Genomic DNA, 18,306 nt, shown 5'->3' on the forward strand with positions numbered 1-18,306 from the left:
GATGCCAGCAACACCCCCCTCCGATAAGGCCCTCGTGCCTTTCGTCTCGGTCGAGAACATGATGAACCTCGTGCATCACATCGGGATCGAGCCGATGCTGCGCGGCCTGTCGGACTATATCGAAGCGGATTTCCGCCGCTGGGAGTTGTTCGACAAAACCCCGCGCATCGCCTCACACTCCGCTGAAGGGGTGATCGAACTGATGCCCACCTCAGATGGCGAGGTCTACGGCTTCAAATACGTCAACGGCCACCCCAAGAACACCCGCGAAGGCCTGCAAACCGTCACCGCCTTCGGCCTGCTGGCCGATGTCGGCAATGGCTACCCCGTCCTTCTATCTGAGATGACGGTCCTCACCGCCCTGCGCACCGCCGCCACCTCGGCCATGGTCGCCAAACACCTCGCCCCCAAGGGGGCCGATACCATGGCGATGATCGGCAACGGCGCACAGTCGGAATTCCAAAGCCTCGCCATGAAAGCGATCTGCGGCCTCAAATCCGTCCGCCTGTGGGATATCGACCCGGCGGCGACGCGCAAAGCCGCAAATAATCTCAAAGGCTTAGGGCTGGATGTTCATGTCTGCACCAGTGCCGAAGAAAGCATGGAAGGCGCGCAAATCATCACCACCTGCACCGCCGACAAACAATACGCCACCATCCTCAGCGACAACATGATCGGTTCAGGCGTGCACATCAACGCAATCGGCGGCGACTGCCCGGGCAAGACCGAACTGGCCCCCGGTGTCCTGCACCGCTCCGAGATCTTCGTGGAATACCCCGAGCAAACCCGCATCGAAGGCGAAATCCAACAGCTCAGCGACGATCACCCCGTCACCCAAATGTGGGAGGTGATCAACGGCACCAAACCCGGCCGCACAAGCGCCGGACAAATCACCCTGTTTGATTCCGTGGGCTTCGCGATCGAGGATTTCAGCGCCCTGCGCTATATCCGCGACCATATCGGCGGCACCGATCTGTATATCGACCTTGACCTTCTGGCCGACCCCGACGACCCGCGCGACCTGTTCGGGATGCTGCAACGTTCAGGCAGCGCATGAAAGCCCCCGGGCCGGGGCGATCTGGGGGAGTAACCCGGCCCGGGAGACCAACGGCAATCAGCCGTCAGTGCTGGTTGGGATGAGGCCCTGCTCCTGCGCGGCGACCATTTCCTCATCAGTGAGGGCACCGTCATCATCGGCATCTGCCTCGGCAAAGGCCTCGGCTGTGACATCGGGGAAGACGGCCTGCACTTCGTCGATGGTCATGACACCGTCGCCGTTGGTGTCGATCTGGGCGGTACCCTCGCTCATGGCGATGGCGGAATTGGCGATCACGCCCATCCCCAAAAGGATTGCTACGAATTTCAACATGGTTTGTCTCCTTGGACATTGAGGTGCTCAAGGTCGGGCTTGCCCCGGACCCTACCAACCAAGACGGGGATTTGGCGCTTTGCGTCCCGGTGCGAACCGCAACGGGCGATGGTTTGCCGAGGCGCATCCCCACAACCGGCGAGGGGCTGCCCAAAAATGCCTTCCCCAGAGGATCGGCGGAATCTGCCCATTTGAATTGCCCCACGGCCCTGCCCTTTATCAGGGGGCAGGAGGCCCGCCATGCAAAACTCCAACCTGACGACCCCCCCGGACGACCTGACCGCGCTGATACCTGTCCTGAACCGTGCGGCTGCCCGCATTGCCGATACCCCGGAGGAGGCTCAAGACCTTGCCCAAGAAGTCCTCCTCAAGCTTTGGCTACGCCTGAATCGCGGAGACGATATCAACAACTTGCGAGGCTACGCCCATGCGGCGTTGCGCAACCAAATGCGCCAAAGCCTGCGTGACCGGCACGACATTGATGACGTGGATATGGAAGGCACGGCAACGGCGCCGGATGCTTTCGCCAGCCTCGCGCTGTCCGAAGCCTGCTCCATGATCGAAAACCTACCGCCGCACCAAGCCCACCTGATGCGGCTCGTCCTTACAGGCGAGACCAGCCCCGCAGCACTTGCCGCACGAACGGGCTTGCCACTCGGCACGGTTATGTCCCGGCTGGCCCGCGCCCGCGCCCAACTCCGCCGCGACATGGGGCTCGAACCCGGCACCCCGGTAACGGCGCTTTTTTGAAGGCGCTAGATGACTTTACCACGCCTTATCAGCAGTCTATTCATGGTTTATGCCTTTTTTTAGAATTAACGACGCCCTCCACTACTTTGCGCACGTACCCAAGTGTGCGGGTGCTTCCGTGGAGGCCTATCTTATGCGACGTTTCGGCCCAATCGCATTTGCAAATTCACGCTATTTTAAACCGCCACCAGAGCACCGCTGGACAAAATCGTCACCGCAGCACGTCGATCTCGAAGCGCTCAAACTCTTGATTCCGTCTGAGTGGATCGCCTCCAGCTTCAGTGTGGTGCGACATCCCGTTTCAAGGCTGAGAAGCGCCTTCGACTATCAGCTTTTGGGTGAGGCTACTGTACCCGACGGCACCGATATAAACGCATGGTTCCTCGACTGGGTAGCGACCCGTGAGAAGGCACCCTACCGATATGACAACCACCCTAGGCCTGCGAGTGAACTTGTACCCCAAGATGCTTCGGTATTCCGAATGGAGGACGGTCTGCAACCTATCGTGGAATATCTTGATAATCTCTCCGATACTATCTGTGGACCACGCGATATTCCCCACGAAAATAAAAGTAGGGGGGGGGCGGATTACGAGCGCACGCAAGCACCGCTAACACCGGATGTCCTCAACACCATTGCCAAAGTCTACGCCGAAGACTTCCGTCGCTTCGGATACAAATGCGAAGATGTGCGAAAATCGCAGCCTACAATGCGCCCCCTTCCAAAACAAAAACGATCACTTCTGCATCGTCTGTTATCCAAGGGTTAACCCAATGCCTTGAGATACTGGTAGGCAAATGTTCGTACGTCCGCCAAACCATTGGGCGTACCATATTTTCCCATAACCCTGCGCAGTTCACGACGCCGCAGACTCCGCCCGACCCGTTGACTCACTTGACCGGGGTGCAGACGGTTAGCGACCAATGTGCCCGGCAAGATCACCGGGCTGCCAAGGGTTTTGAAACAACCGTGGTAGAAGTCCACATCCATCAACCAGATAAGATTTTCATCGAAGAACAGATCGTGACCTGCTTCAAACGCCAGAACCGAAGGACTTGAGACGGTATTGCGCCCAAATCGGATTTGATCGTGCCACCGGGGTACCATAGGCGCCTCGATCGTGACACCGTCATACGTCACGCCCGACCCCATCAATGCCCATTTGCATGTTGGCGCTTCGAATGCTGTCGCCAACTCCTGCAAGGCATCAGCATGGCATAGAAAATCATCCTGAAAGAGGATCTTAACCACCCGGCCACGCGCCTGACGGATGGCATTATTAGCATTGGCGGACGATTGACGGCGTCCCGAACGGTTATCGATCCAACGGATGTCCATATCTTCTGCAAACTGATGACATGCGTCCTGCACCGCCTGGGTCTCGGATTGATCCGAAACAACCACTTCGAAATCCTTGAAACTTTGTGCCTTGAGGTGCTGAAAACTCTCGGACAAGAACCGCGCGCCATCCCCGCCCATGTCATAGGCTGGAATGCAAATGCTAATGGCCGGTGTCCGAGTCATGGCCATGTATCTGGCAAGAACCCTCCTCATACGCAACAGAAAAACGGGGGGCACTGGGCCCCCCGGTCAAGTTTCGCCACTCAAGCTCACTTATTTATACCGCCCGGTTTCTGCCTGCGGCCTGAGTGTCGTCAGGGGCGAGCGCACCCGCCCCGTGTAAGGATGGGAAAGGACTGATATTCCGCCCCACCCTGTCTCGTCGGGGCCGGGCCATATGGCCCGTTGCCCCTAAGCCCCCCAAAGGGCGCTGTTCTCAGCTACACCCGCTTGTCGCGCCGCAGGTGTTGCACTTCATGCAGGTGCCGTTGCGCACCAGCGTGTAGTTGCCACAATCGCCACAGGCTTCGCCCTCATAGCCCTGCATCTTGGCCTTGGTGCGGGCGTCCATCGACATCGCACCACTGGTTGTGGTCGTCGTGGTCGAAGTCGCCACAGCCGCGGTCACACTCTCCGACGTTTCAGGCACCAAGGTTTGCAGCGCGCCCACCGGATCGGCGGTGCCGGTCAGGGCCACTTCCGATTGACCGCCCTGCAAGACCACCAGTTCATTCGGCAGACGCTTGCGCAGGTAGCCGGTTGAGCTGATCTGCTTGAGCACTTCGAGAGATTTCGAGGCCGCTTCGCCCGACATCTCCTTGATGTTGCTCACGCCTTCTTCCTCGCCGCGGCCCAGATCGTCGAAAGACGCGCCTTCTGGCTTCACATGGGCCAGATCGGTCCGGTCCAGGTAGCTCACCGCCAGTTCACGGAAGATATAATCAAGGATCGACGTGGCATTCTTGATCGAGTCGTTGCCCTGCACCATGCCTGCCGGTTCGAACTTGGTGAAGGTGAAGGCATCGACGAACTCCTCAAGCGGCACCCCGTATTGCAGGCCAACCGACACCGCGATGGCGAAGTTGTTCATCATCGCCCGGAAGCCCGCGCCTTCCTTGTGCATGTCGATGAAGATCTCGCCGAGGTTGCCATCTTCGTACTCGCCCGTCCGCAGGTACACCTTGTGCCCGCCCACGATGGCCTTCTGGGTATAGCCCTTGCGGCGTTCCGGCATTTTCTCGCGGTGCGATTTCACCACTTCCTTGACGACGACCTTCTCGACGATCTTCTCGGCCAGAACGGCGGCTTTTTCCTGCGCCGATCCGGTTTCCAGAACCTCTTGGGCCTCCTCGTCATCTTCGACAAGCGCGGATGCCAGGGGCTGGCTGAGTTTCGAGCCATCACGGTAAAGCGCATTGGCCTTCACACCGAGGGACCAAGACAGCTCATAAGCCTTCTGGCAATCCTCGATGGTGGCATCGTTGGGCATGTTGATGGTTTTCGAGATCGCACCCGAGATGAAGCTTTGCGCCGCCGCCATCATGGTGATGTGGCTATTCACATCCAGGTAACGCTTGCCCTTCTTGCCGCAGGGGTTGGCGCAATCGAAGACGTGGTAATGCTCTTCCTTCAGGTGCGGTGCCCCTTCCAGCGTCATCGTGCCGCAAACATGGTCGTTCGCCGCCTCAATGTCCGCTTTCGAATAGCCAAGCGAGGCCAGCAAATCAAAGGTCGGGTCGTTCAGCTTCTCGGCAGGAATGCCCAGAACATTGGTGCAGAACTCTTCGCCCAAGGTCCACTGGTTGAACACGAACCGGATATCGAAGGCCGACCCAAGCGCATTGTCGATCTTTTCCAACTCGTTGGGGCCAAAACCATGGCCGATCAATGATGTGTGGTTCACCCCCGGCGCATTGCCGATGGTGCCATGACCCACAGCGTAGGAAACGATCTCTTCGATCTGCGCGCTGCCATAGCCCAGCTTTTCAAGCGCGGCAGGCACCGATTGGTTGATGATCTTGAAGTAGCCGCCACCGGCCAGCTTCTTGAACTTCACCAAGGCAAAGTCCGGCTCGATCCCGGTGGTGTCGCAGTCCATGACAAGGCCAATGGTGCCGGTCGGCGCGATGACCGAGACCTGCGCATTGCGATAGCCGTGCTTTTCACCCAGCTTCAGCGCCTCGTCCCAGCTCGACATCGCCAGATCGACGAGTTTCGCATCGGGGCAGTTGGTCAGGTCCAGCGGAACCGGCTTCACGTCCAGCCCTTTATAGCCTTCAGTCGCGCCATAGGCGGCGTTGCGGTGGTTCTGGATCACGCGCAGCATGTGGTGCTTGTTGCGCTCATAGCCGTCAAAGGCCCCCAGCTCACCGGCCATCTCGGCGCTGGTGGCATAGGACACACCGGTCATGATCGCGGTCAGCGCACCACAAAGCGCGCGGCCCTCGTCACTGTCATAGCCCAGCCCCATGTTCATCAGCAGGCCACCGATGTTGGCATAGCCAAGGCCAAGCGTGCGGAAGTCAAAGCTCAGTTGCGCGATTTCCTTCGAGGGGAACTGCGCCATCATCACCGAGATTTCCAGCGTCACGGTCCACAGGCGCGTGGCGTGCATGTAAGCCTCGGCGTCAAACTTGCCGTCCTTGTAGAAGGTCAGCAGGTTCATCGAGGCAAGGTTACAGGCGGTGTCGTCCAGGAACATGTATTCCGAACAGGGATTCGAGCCACGAATCTCGCCATCTTCCGGACAGGTGTGCCACTGGTTGACGGTGTCGTGATACTGAATGCCCGGATCGGCACAGGCCCAGGCAGCATGGCCCACATCTTCCCAAAGGTCGCGCGCTTTGATGGTCTTGGCCACCTGACCGTCCGTGCGGTTGATCAGCGCCCAATCCTCATCGTTCTTGACCGCCTCAAGGAAGGCATTGGTCACGCGGATCGAGTTGTTCGAGTTCTGGCCCGACACGCTGGCATAGGCTTCACTGTCCCAATCGGTGTCATAGGTCGGGAATTCGATGCTGTCATAGCCCTGCTTGGCATAGTCCAGCACGCGCTTGACGTAGGTCTCGGGGATCTGCACCTGCTTGGCCCCGCGAATAGCGCCTTTCAGCTGCTCGTTCTTCTTGGGGTCAACGGCATCTTCGGTGCTGCCATCCCAGGCCCGGATCGCGGCGAAGATGTCATTGAGCTTTTGCTCATGCATCTTCGAGCCGGCGACGATGCTGGCAACCTTCTGCTCTTCCTTGACCTTCCAGTTGATGAATTCCTCGATATCGGGGTGATCCGCGTCACAGATCACCATCTTGGCCGCGCGGCGCGTGGTGCCACCCGATTTGATCGCGCCCGCAGCACGGTCGCCAATCTTGAGGAAGCCCATCAGGCCCGACGACTTGCCTCCGCCCGACAGGGCTTCCCCTTCTGCTCGAAGGGACGAGAAATTCGTGCCCGTCCCACTGCCGTATTTGAAGAGCCGTGCTTCACGCACCCAAAGGTCCATGATGCCGCCATCCCCCACAAGGTCATCCGCCACCGACTGGATAAAGCAGGCGTGGGGCTGTGGGTGCTCATAGGCGCTGGCCGATTTGGTCAGTTCCTTGGTCTGATAATCCACGTAGTAGTGGCCTTGGCTGGGCCCGTCGATGCCATAGGCCCAGTGCAGACCGGTGTTGAACCACTGCGGGCTGTTGGGGGCCGCCATCTGCTTGGCCAGCATGACGCGCATCTCGTCGAAATAGGCCTGCGCATCCGCTTCGGTGGTGAAATAGCCACCTTTCCAACCCCAGTAGGCCCAAGCGCCCGCCAGACGGTCAAACACCTGCTTGGCCGAGGTTTCACCACCAAACCCGGTGTTGTCCTTCGCCGGGGCCGAGCGCCAGAGGAACTCCGGCACGCCATCCTCGGCCACCTTTTCCAGCTTCTCGGGCACGCCCGCCTTGCGGAAATACTTCTGCGCGATCACATCCGACGCAACTTGGCTCCAGCCCGCTGGAACCTCGACGGCGTCGAGTTTGAACACAGTCGTCCCATCCGGATTGCGAATCTCGGAACTCGTGGTGACGAACTCCAAGGCTGCGTAAGCGTCCTGACCTGCTGTCGTGAATTTACGTTCGATTTTCATCTGTCCGCTGCCCCATAAAATCAGCATTTTCCAAGTGTCGGCCCATCACCTAGGCCCGATCGACCTTACACAACAGCAAAGCTACACCTTGGCGAAACACACATGTCGCCGCGCATTCGTCTCCTCCGATCGCACAATCGGTACTAAGTAAGGTGGGTCTATCCCTGCCGCTGAGCGTCGCCACTATATGTTGTGGCTTGTCGGCCCGTGGACACAAATTGACGCATTCCCCCATAGACGGTCAACGACTTTTTTACAGAATTTGTGACAAAAAGAAGTTGACCTTGAGGCCCTCACGAAGACCGCCCTGATCAGAGTGATTCATCCACAGGAAGTGACGCCAAACCCGAGTTCACCGGGCATTTCGGAAAGCTGTGTTATGTAAGCGGGTTAGACGAAAGTCCTAGAGCAATCTCTGAAGACTTGTCCCGAGAATCGCTGCACCTGCAAAGGCCTTGCCCCCCTGCGTTCCAACCCTTGGCTCATGCGATTTAAAAATATCTCGCAGCCCCGGCATATAGGGTGCCGAAAACACCCAGAGCCGCGCCTAGCCACAAGATATTGTGTCAGTGAGTGGAATGGTCGGGACGGCAAGATTCGAACTTGCGACCCCCTGTACCCAAAACAGGTGCGCTACCAGACTGCGCTACGCCCCGGACCGTGCGGCGGGTCTAATCTGATTTCTTCTTCTTGAAAAGCCCTAACAGGGCCAGGCAGCACGATCTTCGGGGATCGCCGGATGCCGCAACTGCGTTCCCGGGACGATTCCCATCTGCTTGGCCAGCCCGCCGTTGATTTCCAGAACGTACTGGATGTTGTCGCCGCCGAACTTCGGGCTCAGGTCGCCGGGTTGGGCCTCGTGGTGGACATGCTGAACCGTCCCGGTCCGATCCATGAAGATCATGTCGAGCGGTATCAGGGTGTTCTTCATCCAGAAGCCCACCGTTTTCGGCCGCGGATAAACGAAAAGCATGCCCGCGGTCTTGGGCATGCTTTCACGATTCATAAGTCCCTTGGCCCGCTTGGCATTGGTATCGGCCACCTCGATGGTAAACTGCGCCTGCCCCCAATCGCCACGCAGCGCCACAAGATTTTCACGGCATTCGCCTGCGAACCCCTGCGCGGCACTCATCATCAAAATTGCGGCTGCGATCAGTCCGAGCGTTGCTTGACGGCGGTTTCCCATCCACATACCTCCGTGGCCATTCGGCCACGTTTACCATCTATTACCCGGATCGCCAATGCTTCGCCCGGTTGCAGATCGGCCAGCCCGGAACGGCGCAAAATCTCGATGTGAACGAAGACATCTTCGTCCCGGCCAAAGGTATTGGCGAAACCAAACCCCTTGCCCTTGTCGAACCATTTTACCCGTGCGGGTTCCAACGGCGCATCGCGAATGTCCTCCGGATTCAATTCATCCAGATCCGCAAGGCCGCTCGCCTCAAGATCGTCGGGCGGCTCGATCGAATGAACCTCCACGGCCTGCCGGCCACGATCCGTGTCCTGCACGTCGATTTCGACACCCGCACGATCTGCGACCGAGCTTTGCCCGAAGTTCCGCAGTACGTTGGCATGAAGCAAAATATCAGGGCCGCCTTCATCGGCGATCACAAACCCAAATCCCTTTACAGGATCAAACCACTTAACCCGTCCCCTTATTCTGCGCGTGTTATCAGCATATGTTGTCACGTTGTCCTACCCAGAAGTCTCATCCCCAAGACCCATATAGCGCATCTTCTGACACACCGTACATGTGATGCAACCAGAAAACACATTAATATTCAGCCTCTTGCATTTGGCGTAACGCCAAATTCAAGGGCTCAAACGTTGCACTCGCCACTCACTATCGACCGTTTTACGCCGCCAAACAAAGCGATCATGCAACCGAAACGCACCATCTGCCCAGAATTCCACCTCCACCGGGGCAATCCTGTAGCCGCCCCAAAACGGGGGGCGTGGCGGGTTAGACCCTTTCGCGGCCGTAACCTTTGCCACATCCGCCATGAGCTTGGAGCGAGACGCGAGTGGTTGCGACTGCTTCGATGCCCAGGCTCCAAGGCGGCTCTTCAACGACCGGGATGCGTAATATGCATCTGCTTCCGGACCATCCTCTTTAATTACAACACCACGAACACGCAATTGTCGACGCAGACTTTTCCAATGGAGCACCATGGCTGCCGTCCCGCTATGTTCGATCTCACGCGCTTTGACAGACCCGTAGTTCGTGTAAAACCAAAAACCTGTGTCGGTGATCTCTTTGAGCAAAACCATGCGCACGTTTGGCATGCCCGCATCATCCACGGTGGACAATGCCACGGCGTTCGGGTCGTTGATTTCGCTTTTTTCCGCCTCGGCAAGCCATTCTCGCGCAATCGCGAACGGATCATCACCGGCAAATATTCCACTGCGTTCCGTCATCTTTCCCACTCGGCACAGGTCTTCATCATAGAAGAACGCGCAATTTACCCAAGCCCCTCTGTGCGCCAATCTTGACGACATATCACCTATCCCTTTGCGTCGTACTTGATGCAGGCACGGTGATCGCCTAAAGACAGCATCAAGGATAATGGGCCGAGGGCAAGAAATGTCAAACGAACTGATGGCGGGAAAGCGTGGGCTGATCATGGGCCTCGCCAACGATAAATCTATCGCATGGGGAATCGCCAAGGCATTGGCGGACGCTGGCGCCGAACTGGCCTTTTCCTACCAGGGCGAGGCGCTGAAAAAACGCGTCGGTCCCCTGGCCGAACAACTGGGCTCCGATATCGTCCTGCCCTGTGACGTCGGCGACACCGCCTCGATCGACGCGCTGTTCAGCGATCTGGAAAACCGCTGGGGAAAGATGGATTTCATCGTCCACGCCATCGGCTTTTCCGACAAATCCGAACTGCGCGGCCGCTACGTCGATACCAGCCGCGAAAATTTCATGATGACCATGGATATCTCGGTCTATTCCTTCACCGCCGTCGCACAGCGCGCCGAAAAGATGATGCCCGAAGGCGGCTCCATGCTCACCCTCACCTATTACGGGGCCGAGCAGGTGATGCCGCATTACAACGTCATGGGCGTGGCCAAGGCCGCACTTGAAGCCTCGGTCAAATACCTCGCTGAGGATCTGGGCAAGGATACCATTCGCGTAAACGCGATCTCCGCCGGCCCCATCAAGACGCTGGCCGCCTCCGGCATCGGCGATTTCCGCTATATCCTGAAATGGAACGAGCTGAACTCGCCCCTGCGCCGCAACGTCACCATCGACGACGTGGGCAAATCAGCGCTTTATTTGCTGTCCGACCTGGGCAGCGGCGTGACAGGAGAAACCCTGCACGTCGACGCGGGCTACCACGTGGTCGGCATGAAGGCCGTCGACGCCCCCGACATCGACGCCACCGGCGGGCACTGAAAAAAGCCAGGGTCGGTCAAAATGCACCCGCGCCCTGCGCGCGGGATTGAAGAGAGGCCGACAATGGAACTCACGCAGCTCATCGCCTTCAACCTGTCCCTGCTGGCCGCGCTGGCCAGCCCCGGCCCGGCCATGCTCTTGTCAATCCGAGCCACGCTCAGCGGTGGCCGCGCCCAAGGTCTTGCCACCGGGCTTGGGCTTGGCACCATGGCCGCAATCTGGACCCTGATGGCGCTTCTGGGACTGGACGCGATATTCACGCTCTTCCCATGGGCCTACCTCGCTATGAAGATCATCGGCGCCACCTACCTGCTCTGGATCGCCTACGGCATGTGGCGCAACGCGCAAGCCGCCCTTGACACACAAGGCACCCCCGCCCCACGCCGCCACGCCTTCCGCACCGGTCTTATGGTCAACCTTGCCAATCCCAAGTCGGTGCTCTTCGCCGCCTCTGTCCTCGTTGTCATCTTCCCACCCGACCTGACATTGGCGCAAAAGGCCCTGATCGTGACGAACCACCTGATCGTCGAATGGATCGCCTACAGCCTCTTTGCCCTTGCCCTCTCGACAAAACCCGCGCGTGACGGCTATCTGCGCCTCAAATCCATCTTCGACCGTGTGGCCGCCAGCATCCTTGGCATTCTCGGCCTGCGGCTGCTGACTGAACGATAAGGACAAAAGCATGACCAACCGTTTGCCACACGAGAAAGGCTTCCACGTCAGCTGGGACCAGTTACACCGCGACGCCCGCGCGCTGGCGTGGCGCCTGCAAGGCGAAGCGCCCGAGGATGGCTGGCGCGCCGTGGTCGCCATCACCCGCGGCGGCATGGCCCCGGCGATGATCGTGGCGCGCGAACTCGACATCCGCGTGGTCGACACGATCAGCGTGAAATCCTACAACCACCAAACCCAAAGCGAGCCGCGCGTGATCAAATCCCCCGATATGGACATCGTCGGCGATGGCGAAGGCGTACTGATCGTCGATGATCTGGTCGATACCGGCAAAACGCTTGAGGTGGTGCGCAAACATATGCCCAAGGCGCATGTCGCCACGGTCTACGGCAAACCCATGGGCCGCGACATGGTCGATACCTATGTCACCGAAGTCAGCCAGGACACCTGGATTTTCTTCCCCTGGGACATGGCCTTGCAATACGTCGAACCCTACCGCGGGGCGTGAACCGGGCGCTCATCGGCCGCCTGCGCGCCCTCTTCGCGCGGAACTCCGTGAGGAGTGACAAGCGATCAAGGAGACCCCAATGACAACGAAACCGCGCACCGCCACCACTTTCTCACCCCCCGTGATGGAGGCACGCCGCTGGCTTGAGGGCGTGACATTCCCCGACGACCGCCCGCTGATCAACGTCAGCCAAGCCGCGCCGGTCGACCCGCCGCCTGAACAACTGCGCCAAGTCATTGCCGAGGCCGCGCTAAACAACGCCTCGGCCCACCTCTACGGCCCCGTCCTTGGCAACCCCGATCTGCGCGATGAACTGGCCGCGCAATGGTCCGCCTCCTACAGCGGTGACCTGACCGCCGGGAACGTCGCCATCACCTCGGGCTGCAACCAAGCCTTCTGCGCGGTCATTGCCACCCTCTGCGCCGAAGGAGATGAAGTCATCCTGCCAACCCCTTGGTACTTCAATCATAAAATGTGGCTTGATATGGCGGGGGTTCAGGCCATTCCCCTACCCTGTGGGTCCGAGCTTTTGCCCGACCCTGACAAGGCCGCGCAGCGGATCAATGACCGTACACGCGCCATCGTTCTGGTGACCCCCAACAACCCCGGTGGCGTCGAATATCCTGCCGATCTGGTCCGCGCCTTCTATGAACTGGCCAAGCAAAACGGGCTGGCCCTCATCATTGATGAAACCTACCGCGACTTTGATGCCCGCCCCGCGCCGCCGCATGATCTGTTCAGCGATTCCGATTGGGGCGACACCCTGATTCAGCTCTATTCCTTCTCCAAGGCCTACCGTCTGACCGGGCACCGCGTGGGCGCCATGGTGGCCAGCCCCGCACGCTTGGCTGAGGCCGAAAAGTTTCTCGATACCGTCACCATCTGCCCCAACCAATTGGGCCAGATCGCGGCCCTTTGGGGGATGCAGAACCTAGGCCAATGGCTGGCCGGGGAACGCGCCGAAATCCTGGACCGCCGCGCCGCGATACATGACAACATGCCAAGGCTCGAGGCCGAGGGCTGGCGACTTCTGGGCTGCGGGGCCTATTTCGCCTACCTGCAACACCCCTTTGCCGAAGCCTCCGGCGAACTCGCGCCGAAGCTGGTGCGCGAAGCGGGGGTTCTTCTGCTTCCCGGCACCATGTTCCGCCCGGTCGACGACCCTGCCGGGGAACGCGAAATGCGCGTCGCTTTCGCCAATGTCGACCGCGCGGGGATTGCCATGCTCTTCGACAGGCTGGCAAGCCTCCGCTGGCCCCTTGCCCCTGCGCATGACAGCGCGTAGACAAACCCGAACAATCAAATCCAACGCCGTCTGACGGGGGCCGCATGTCCGCACGAAAAAGCATCTCGAAAACATTTGTCTGGATCCTCATGGGCCTGCTGATCCTCGGCCTTGGCGGCTTTGGCATCACCAATCTCTCGGGCACCGTGCGCAGCGTCGGCTCGGTCGGCGAGGCCGAAATCGACATCAACGATTACTCCCGCGCCCTCCAAAACGAGATCCGCGCGCTTGAATCCGAACGGGGCGAAACCGTCAGCTTTGCCCAAGCCGAAGCGCAAGGCATTCCAGACGTCGTGCTCAGTCGCCTTGTCGCCCAAGCGGCGCTTATCCATGAAACCAAGCGTTTGCAGCTTTCGGTTGGCGACGAAGCCCTGCGTGAACAAATCGTGACGATCCCCGGTTTCCAAGGAGTCGACGGCAGTTTTGACCGCGAGGCCTATGCCTTCGCCCTCGATCAAGCCGGTTTGAGCGAGGTCGAGTTCGAAGAAGACCTGCGCAACGAAACCGCGAGTGCCTTCTTGCAGGGGGCGGTCATGGCCGGTGTCGCCATGCCCGAGGCCTATTCGGAAACCGTCCTGCGCTATCTCGGCGAAGAGCGTGACGTGACCTGGGCCATTCTGGACCGCGGCGATCTGACCATAGGCCTGCCGGAACCCACCGAAGCAGACCTTCAGGCCTATCATCAAGCCAACGTGGCGCAGTTCACCACCCCCGAAACCCGCAAGATCACCTATGCGTGGCTCACGCCCGAGATGATCATCGACACAGTCGAGGTGGATGAAGAAGCCCTGCGCGATGCTTACGACGCCCGCGCCGAAGAATTCATCCAGCCCGAACGCCGCCTTGTTGAACGTCTTGTGTTCCCCGACGAAGCCGCGGCCCAAGCCGCCGCCGACCGGATCGAAAGCGGTGAGACCTCCTTCGAGGATGAAGTCGCCGCACGCGGTCTCCAGCTTGCCGATGTCGACATGGGCGATGTCTCCCGCGATGATCTGGACGCGGCAACCGGCCCGGTGTTCAACGCCGAGGTCGGTGATGTGGTCGGTCCCGCCCAAAGCCCCGTCGGCCCTGCGCTGTTCCGCGTGAATGCCATCTTGGCCGCGCAAGAGACCAGCTTTGAGGAGGCCGAACCCCAACTGCGTGACGAATTGGCCAGTGACCGCGCCCGCCGCGTCATCGAATCCCGCATCGAATCCATCGACGACCTGCTGGCCGCCGGGGCCACGGTCGAGGATCTGGCCAATGAAACGGATATGGAACTGGGTTCGATTGATTGGCATCCCGGCGTGTCCGAGGGGATCGGCGCCTATGCCGGTTTCCGCACCAAGGCACAAAACCTCGGCACGGATGACTTCGCCGAAGTGCTCGAACTGGAAGACGGCAGCATCTACGCCATGCGCCTCGACCAGATCGTGGAGCCAGAGGTTCAACCGCTCGACAGCGTCCGCAACGCCGTTGTCCAAGGCTGGCGCCAACAGGCCGTGGTCGACGCTCTCCAAAGCGAATATGAACAGGCCCGGAGCGCCATCGCCCAAGGCACCGCCTTTGCCGATCTCGACCTGCCCACCAACAGCGCCGAAGGCATCACCCGTCGCGGCTTCCAGCCCGACACACCGCCAGAGTTCATCGAGATCGTATTTGGCATGACCGAAGGTGAGGCGCGCTTTGTCCCCGGCACCGGCCGCGTGTTCCTGCTGCGCCTCGACGATGTCCACGAACCCAACCCCGAAGATCAGGACCTCGCACAGATCAACAGCTTGCTGCGCGATCAGGCCGCCTCGGGCATGGGACAGGACCTGTTCCAGCTTCTGGCCAACGATATCCGCGCCCGCGCGGGTATCGAACTCAATCAAGGCGCGCTCAACGCCGTGCATTCCAACTTCCAGTAAAGGTGCCCTGACGTGGAGCTGACACCGACATTCGCGGATTTCGCCAAGGGGTACGAGGCAGGCCAAAATCAGGTCGTCTATACCCGCCTTGCCGCCGACCTCGATACGCCGGTTTCGGTGATGCTCAAACTCACCGGTGCCGCGCGGGATGCCTTCGTGCTGGAATCGGTGACCGGCGGCGAGGTACGCGGGCGTTATTCCATCGTCGGCATGAAGCCCGATCTGATCTGGCAATGCCACGGTGAGACGAGCCGCATCAACCGCGATGCCCGTTTCGATGGCGACGCCTTCGAGGATCAAGAAGGCCACCCGCTCGACACCCTCCGCGCCCTTATCGCCGAAAGCCGCATTGACCTGCCCGAGGACCTTCCGGCGGCCAGTGCCGGCCTCTTTGGCTACTTGGGCTATGATATGATCCGGCTGGTCGAACACTTGCCCGATGTGAACCCCGATCCCTTGGGCCTGCCCGACGCGGTGATGATGCGCCCCTCGGTGGTCGCCGTTCTCGATGGCGTCAAAGGCGAAGTGACCGTGGTTGCCCCCGCTTGGGCCGCCTCCGGCCAATCCGCCAAGGCCGCCTATGCACAGGCCGCCGAGCGGGTGATGGACGCCGTGCGCGACCTTGAACGCGCCTTGCCGCAAGCCTCCCGTGGCTTGGGCGAAGCCCATGAACCCGGCCCGCCCACCTCAAATTTCACGCGCGAGGGCTATCACCAGGCCGTTGAAAAGGCCAAGGAATACATCCGCGCGGGCGACATCTTCCAAGTCGTCCCCTCGCAACGCTGGACGCAGGATTTCCCGCTACCGCCCTTTGCGCTTTACCGGTCCCTGCGGCGCACCAACCCCTCGCCCTTCATGTTCTACTTCAACTTCGGCGGCTTTCAGGTGGTGGGCGCCAGCCCCGAAATCCTCGTCCGCGTCATGGGTGGCGAAGTCACCGTACGCCCCATCGCGGGCACCCGCCCGCGCGGCGCCACCCCCGAAGAAGATCGCGCGCATGAGGCCGACCTCATGGCGGACGAGAAGGAACTGGCCGAACACCTCATGCTGCTCGATCTGGGCCGCAACGATGTGGGCCGCGTGGCGCGCATCGGCTCGGTCCACCCGACCGAGGAATTCATTATCGAACGCTACTCCCACGTGATGCACATTGTCTCCAACGTGGTGGGAGAGCTGGCCGAGGATCAAGACGCGCTCTCCGCCCTGCTCGCCGGTCTGCCCGCTGGCACGGTCTCGGGCGCGCCCAAGGTCCGCGCCATGGAAATCATTGATGAGCTTGAGCCGGAAAAACGCGGCGTCTACGGCGGCGGTGTCGGCTATTTCTCGGCGCGGGGTGATATGGATGTCTGCATCGCGCTGCGCACGGCGGTGGTGAAGGACGAGAAACTTTACATTCAGGCCGGTGGCGGCGTCGTCTACGACAGCGATGCGGAGGCCGAATATATGGAAACCGTTCATAAATCGAACGCCATTCGCCGCGCCGCCGCCGATGCCGCGCGCTTTACCGGCGATGGCAACGGTTGATCCACATCAAAGATAGGGGCGTCAATCACCTTTAGTCAGAACACATGCGAAATGCAATATGTGTTATGAACAGGAGACACCCCATGCCCTTTGCCCGCCTTCTCACCACCTCGGCCCTTGCCTTGGCGCTCGCCCTGCCCATCTCCGCGCCCAGCTTCGCCGACAATCACGGCGCCATGATCGAAACCTCGGTGAACGAGGCCGATCTGCCCAAGAAGAAGACCAATGAACCCGGCCACTACATCACCGCCGCCGAATCCATCGCCCTTCTCAAGGAGCGCGACGATGTTGCCCTGATCGACATTCGCAGCCCCGAGGAAACCATGTTCGTGGGTTATGCCACTGACACGGATGCCAACATTCCCTTCATGAATGTCGATCCGGCCCATACCTATAATCCCAAGAAAAGCGCCTACAAAATGATGCCGAACGACGGCTTTGTCGATCAAGTCAAAGCCTATGTCGCGGCCAATGACCCCGCCGCCCTGCTGATCATCTGCCGCTCCGGCGGGCGCAGTGCCAAGGCCGTCGACAAGCTGGCCAAGGCTGGCGTCGAAACGCCCGCCTACACCGTGGTCGACGGCTTCGAAGGCGACAAATCCGACGCCGGCAAACGCACCGTCAACGGCTGGAAGAACGCAGGCGGCGACTGGACCTACAAGATCACCGAAGGCCTGCTCACCAACTGAGCCTTGCGCGCCGGGTCACCCTGGGGCATGTGATGCCCCCATGACCCGGCTCATCTTGTTCAACAAGCCCCACGGGGTGCTGTCGCAATTCACCGACAAGGGCACCGCCGACAGCCCCCGTACCACGCTCTCTGACTACATCGACCTGCCCGGCGTCTACCCCGCCGGACGACTGGATCGTGACAGCGAAGGGCTCTTGCTGCTCACCGATAACGGCAAGCTACAGGCAAGGCTGTCAAACCCGCGCTTCAAGACCGAGAAAACCTATCTCGTCCAAGTCGAGGGCGCCCCGGATGAAGCGGCGCTTGCCGCCCTGCGCAAGGGCGTCACGCTCAAGGATGGCCCTACCCGCCCCGCCAAGGCCCGGCAAATCGACCCGCCTGACATCTGGGACCGTGACCCGCCAGTGCGCTATCGCAAATCCGTGCCTGATCACTGGCTGGAAATCACCATCACCGAAGGCCGCAACCGTCAGGTCCGCCGCATGACCGCCCATGTCGGCCTGCCGACCCTACGCCTCATCCGCTGGCGCGTGGGCGAACACAGCCTCGATGGCCTCACCCCCGGCACCTGGCGCGAAGCCTGAAAAATGGGCACAACGGCCCCTCTTCATCTTTCCCAAAATACTCAAATACCGACACCCGCCACCGGGCATCCGGCCCGCTCTCAAGGACGGCCGCGAAAAACCCTTTCACGATCACACAGGGCATCTCGGCGCATCAGTCATTCCCACCGACGCAATACCGACAAAATACCGACGTT

The 18,306-nt window shown here is 60.1% G+C and carries 17 protein-coding genes and 1 tRNA gene; 11 read left to right on the forward strand and 7 right to left on the reverse strand.

Going from position 1 to position 18,306, the window contains the following annotated elements; translation table 11 throughout:
* Window position 1 precedes the first annotated feature (1 nt).
* Window positions 2-1,057 (forward strand): ornithine cyclodeaminase, encoded by a 1,056-nt coding sequence (locus QZ498_RS06785; protein ID WP_294621053.1) that lies wholly within the window; start codon window positions 2-4, stop codon window positions 1,055-1,057.
* 57 nt (window positions 1,058-1,114) lie between these two features.
* Here the strand turns inward: QZ498_RS06785 and QZ498_RS06790 are convergent, their stop codons facing one another.
* Window positions 1,115-1,369: an EF-hand domain-containing protein gene (locus tag QZ498_RS06790; protein WP_294621054.1), complete on the reverse strand. Its 255-nt coding sequence runs from the start codon at window positions 1,367-1,369 to the stop codon at window positions 1,115-1,117.
* 240 nt (window positions 1,370-1,609) lie between these two features.
* Between QZ498_RS06790 and QZ498_RS06795 the strand changes: the two genes are divergently transcribed.
* Both QZ498_RS06795 and QZ498_RS06800 read left to right on the forward strand, forming a co-directional pair.
* A complete protein-coding gene (locus QZ498_RS06795; protein ID WP_294621055.1) occupies window positions 1,610-2,119 on the forward strand; it encodes a sigma-70 family RNA polymerase sigma factor in 510 nt (169 codons plus the stop codon).
* Window positions 2,120-2,168: 49 nt separating this feature from the next.
* Window positions 2,169-2,888 carry a sulfotransferase family 2 domain-containing protein gene (locus QZ498_RS06800; RefSeq protein WP_294621056.1) on the forward strand — a complete coding sequence of 240 codons (720 nt, stop codon included), beginning with the start codon at window positions 2,169-2,171 and terminating at the stop codon, window positions 2,886-2,888.
* Here QZ498_RS06800 and QZ498_RS06805 read toward each other — a convergent pair.
* The 6 genes from QZ498_RS06805 to pdxH form a co-directional block, all read right to left on the reverse strand.
* Window positions 2,885-3,643, reverse strand: a complete 759-nt coding sequence (locus tag QZ498_RS06805; RefSeq protein WP_294621057.1) for a glycosyltransferase family A protein — start codon at window positions 3,641-3,643, stop codon at window positions 2,885-2,887. The two genes, QZ498_RS06800 and QZ498_RS06805, sit on opposite strands and share 4 nt — an antisense overlap.
* Window positions 3,644-3,896: 253 nt before the next feature.
* Complete coding sequence (locus QZ498_RS06810) at window positions 3,897-7,577, reverse strand: vitamin B12-dependent ribonucleotide reductase (protein WP_294621059.1); 3,681 nt, start codon at window positions 7,575-7,577, stop codon at window positions 3,897-3,899.
* A 579-nt stretch (window positions 7,578-8,156) separates the two neighbouring features.
* Window positions 8,157-8,233 (reverse strand) — tRNA-Pro (locus tag QZ498_RS06815).
* Window positions 8,234-8,277: 44 nt separating this feature from the next.
* Window positions 8,278-8,763, reverse strand: a complete 486-nt coding sequence (locus QZ498_RS06820; RefSeq protein ID WP_294621060.1) for a DUF192 domain-containing protein — start codon at window positions 8,761-8,763, stop codon at window positions 8,278-8,280.
* On the reverse strand, window positions 8,730-9,266 hold the full coding sequence (locus tag QZ498_RS06825; protein WP_294621061.1) for a cold-shock protein: 537 nt from the start codon (window positions 9,264-9,266) through the stop codon (window positions 8,730-8,732). Before QZ498_RS06825 ends, QZ498_RS06820 begins: the two co-directional genes overlap by 34 nt.
* Before the next feature lie 123 nt (window positions 9,267-9,389).
* Window positions 9,390-9,995, reverse strand: a complete 606-nt coding sequence (gene pdxH, locus QZ498_RS06830) for a pyridoxamine 5'-phosphate oxidase (RefSeq protein WP_294621062.1) — start codon at window positions 9,993-9,995, stop codon at window positions 9,390-9,392.
* Between the two features lie 166 nt (window positions 9,996-10,161).
* Between pdxH and fabI the strand changes: the two genes are divergently transcribed.
* The 8 genes from fabI to QZ498_RS06870 all read left to right on the forward strand — a co-directional run bounded on the left by fabI (window position 10,162) and on the right by QZ498_RS06870 (window position 18,130).
* On the forward strand, window positions 10,162-10,977 hold the full coding sequence (fabI, locus tag QZ498_RS06835; protein WP_294621063.1) for an enoyl-ACP reductase FabI: 816 nt from the start codon (window positions 10,162-10,164) through the stop codon (window positions 10,975-10,977).
* A gap of 63 nt (window positions 10,978-11,040) precedes the next feature.
* A complete protein-coding gene (locus tag QZ498_RS06840) occupies window positions 11,041-11,649 on the forward strand; it encodes a LysE family translocator (RefSeq protein WP_294621064.1) in 609 nt (202 codons plus the stop codon).
* A gap of 10 nt (window positions 11,650-11,659) precedes the next feature.
* Window positions 11,660-12,157 carry a xanthine phosphoribosyltransferase gene (gpt, locus tag QZ498_RS06845; RefSeq protein WP_294621066.1) on the forward strand — a complete coding sequence of 166 codons (498 nt, stop codon included), beginning with the start codon at window positions 11,660-11,662 and terminating at the stop codon, window positions 12,155-12,157.
* A 79-nt stretch (window positions 12,158-12,236) separates the two neighbouring features.
* Window positions 12,237-13,442 (forward strand): aminotransferase, encoded by a 1,206-nt coding sequence (locus QZ498_RS06850; protein WP_294621067.1) that lies wholly within the window; start codon window positions 12,237-12,239, stop codon window positions 13,440-13,442.
* Window positions 13,443-13,486: 44 nt separating this feature from the next.
* On the forward strand, window positions 13,487-15,331 hold the full coding sequence (locus QZ498_RS06855; protein WP_294621068.1) for a peptidyl-prolyl cis-trans isomerase: 1,845 nt from the start codon (window positions 13,487-13,489) through the stop codon (window positions 15,329-15,331).
* A gap of 12 nt (window positions 15,332-15,343) precedes the next feature.
* Window positions 15,344-16,855 (forward strand): anthranilate synthase component I, encoded by a 1,512-nt coding sequence (trpE, locus tag QZ498_RS06860; RefSeq protein ID WP_294621069.1) that lies wholly within the window; start codon window positions 15,344-15,346, stop codon window positions 16,853-16,855.
* 83 nt (window positions 16,856-16,938) lie between these two features.
* Complete coding sequence (locus QZ498_RS06865) at window positions 16,939-17,544, forward strand: rhodanese-like domain-containing protein (protein ID WP_294621070.1); 606 nt, start codon at window positions 16,939-16,941, stop codon at window positions 17,542-17,544.
* A 40-nt stretch (window positions 17,545-17,584) separates the two neighbouring features.
* Entirely contained in the window at window positions 17,585-18,130 is a 546-nt protein-coding gene (locus QZ498_RS06870) for a pseudouridine synthase (protein ID WP_294621071.1), read from the forward strand.
* Window positions 18,131-18,306: the final 176 nt, after the last annotated feature.

The sequence above is a fragment of the uncultured Roseovarius sp. genome (assembly GCF_913057115.1).
Taxonomy (GTDB): domain Bacteria; phylum Pseudomonadota; class Alphaproteobacteria; order Rhodobacterales; family Rhodobacteraceae; genus Roseovarius.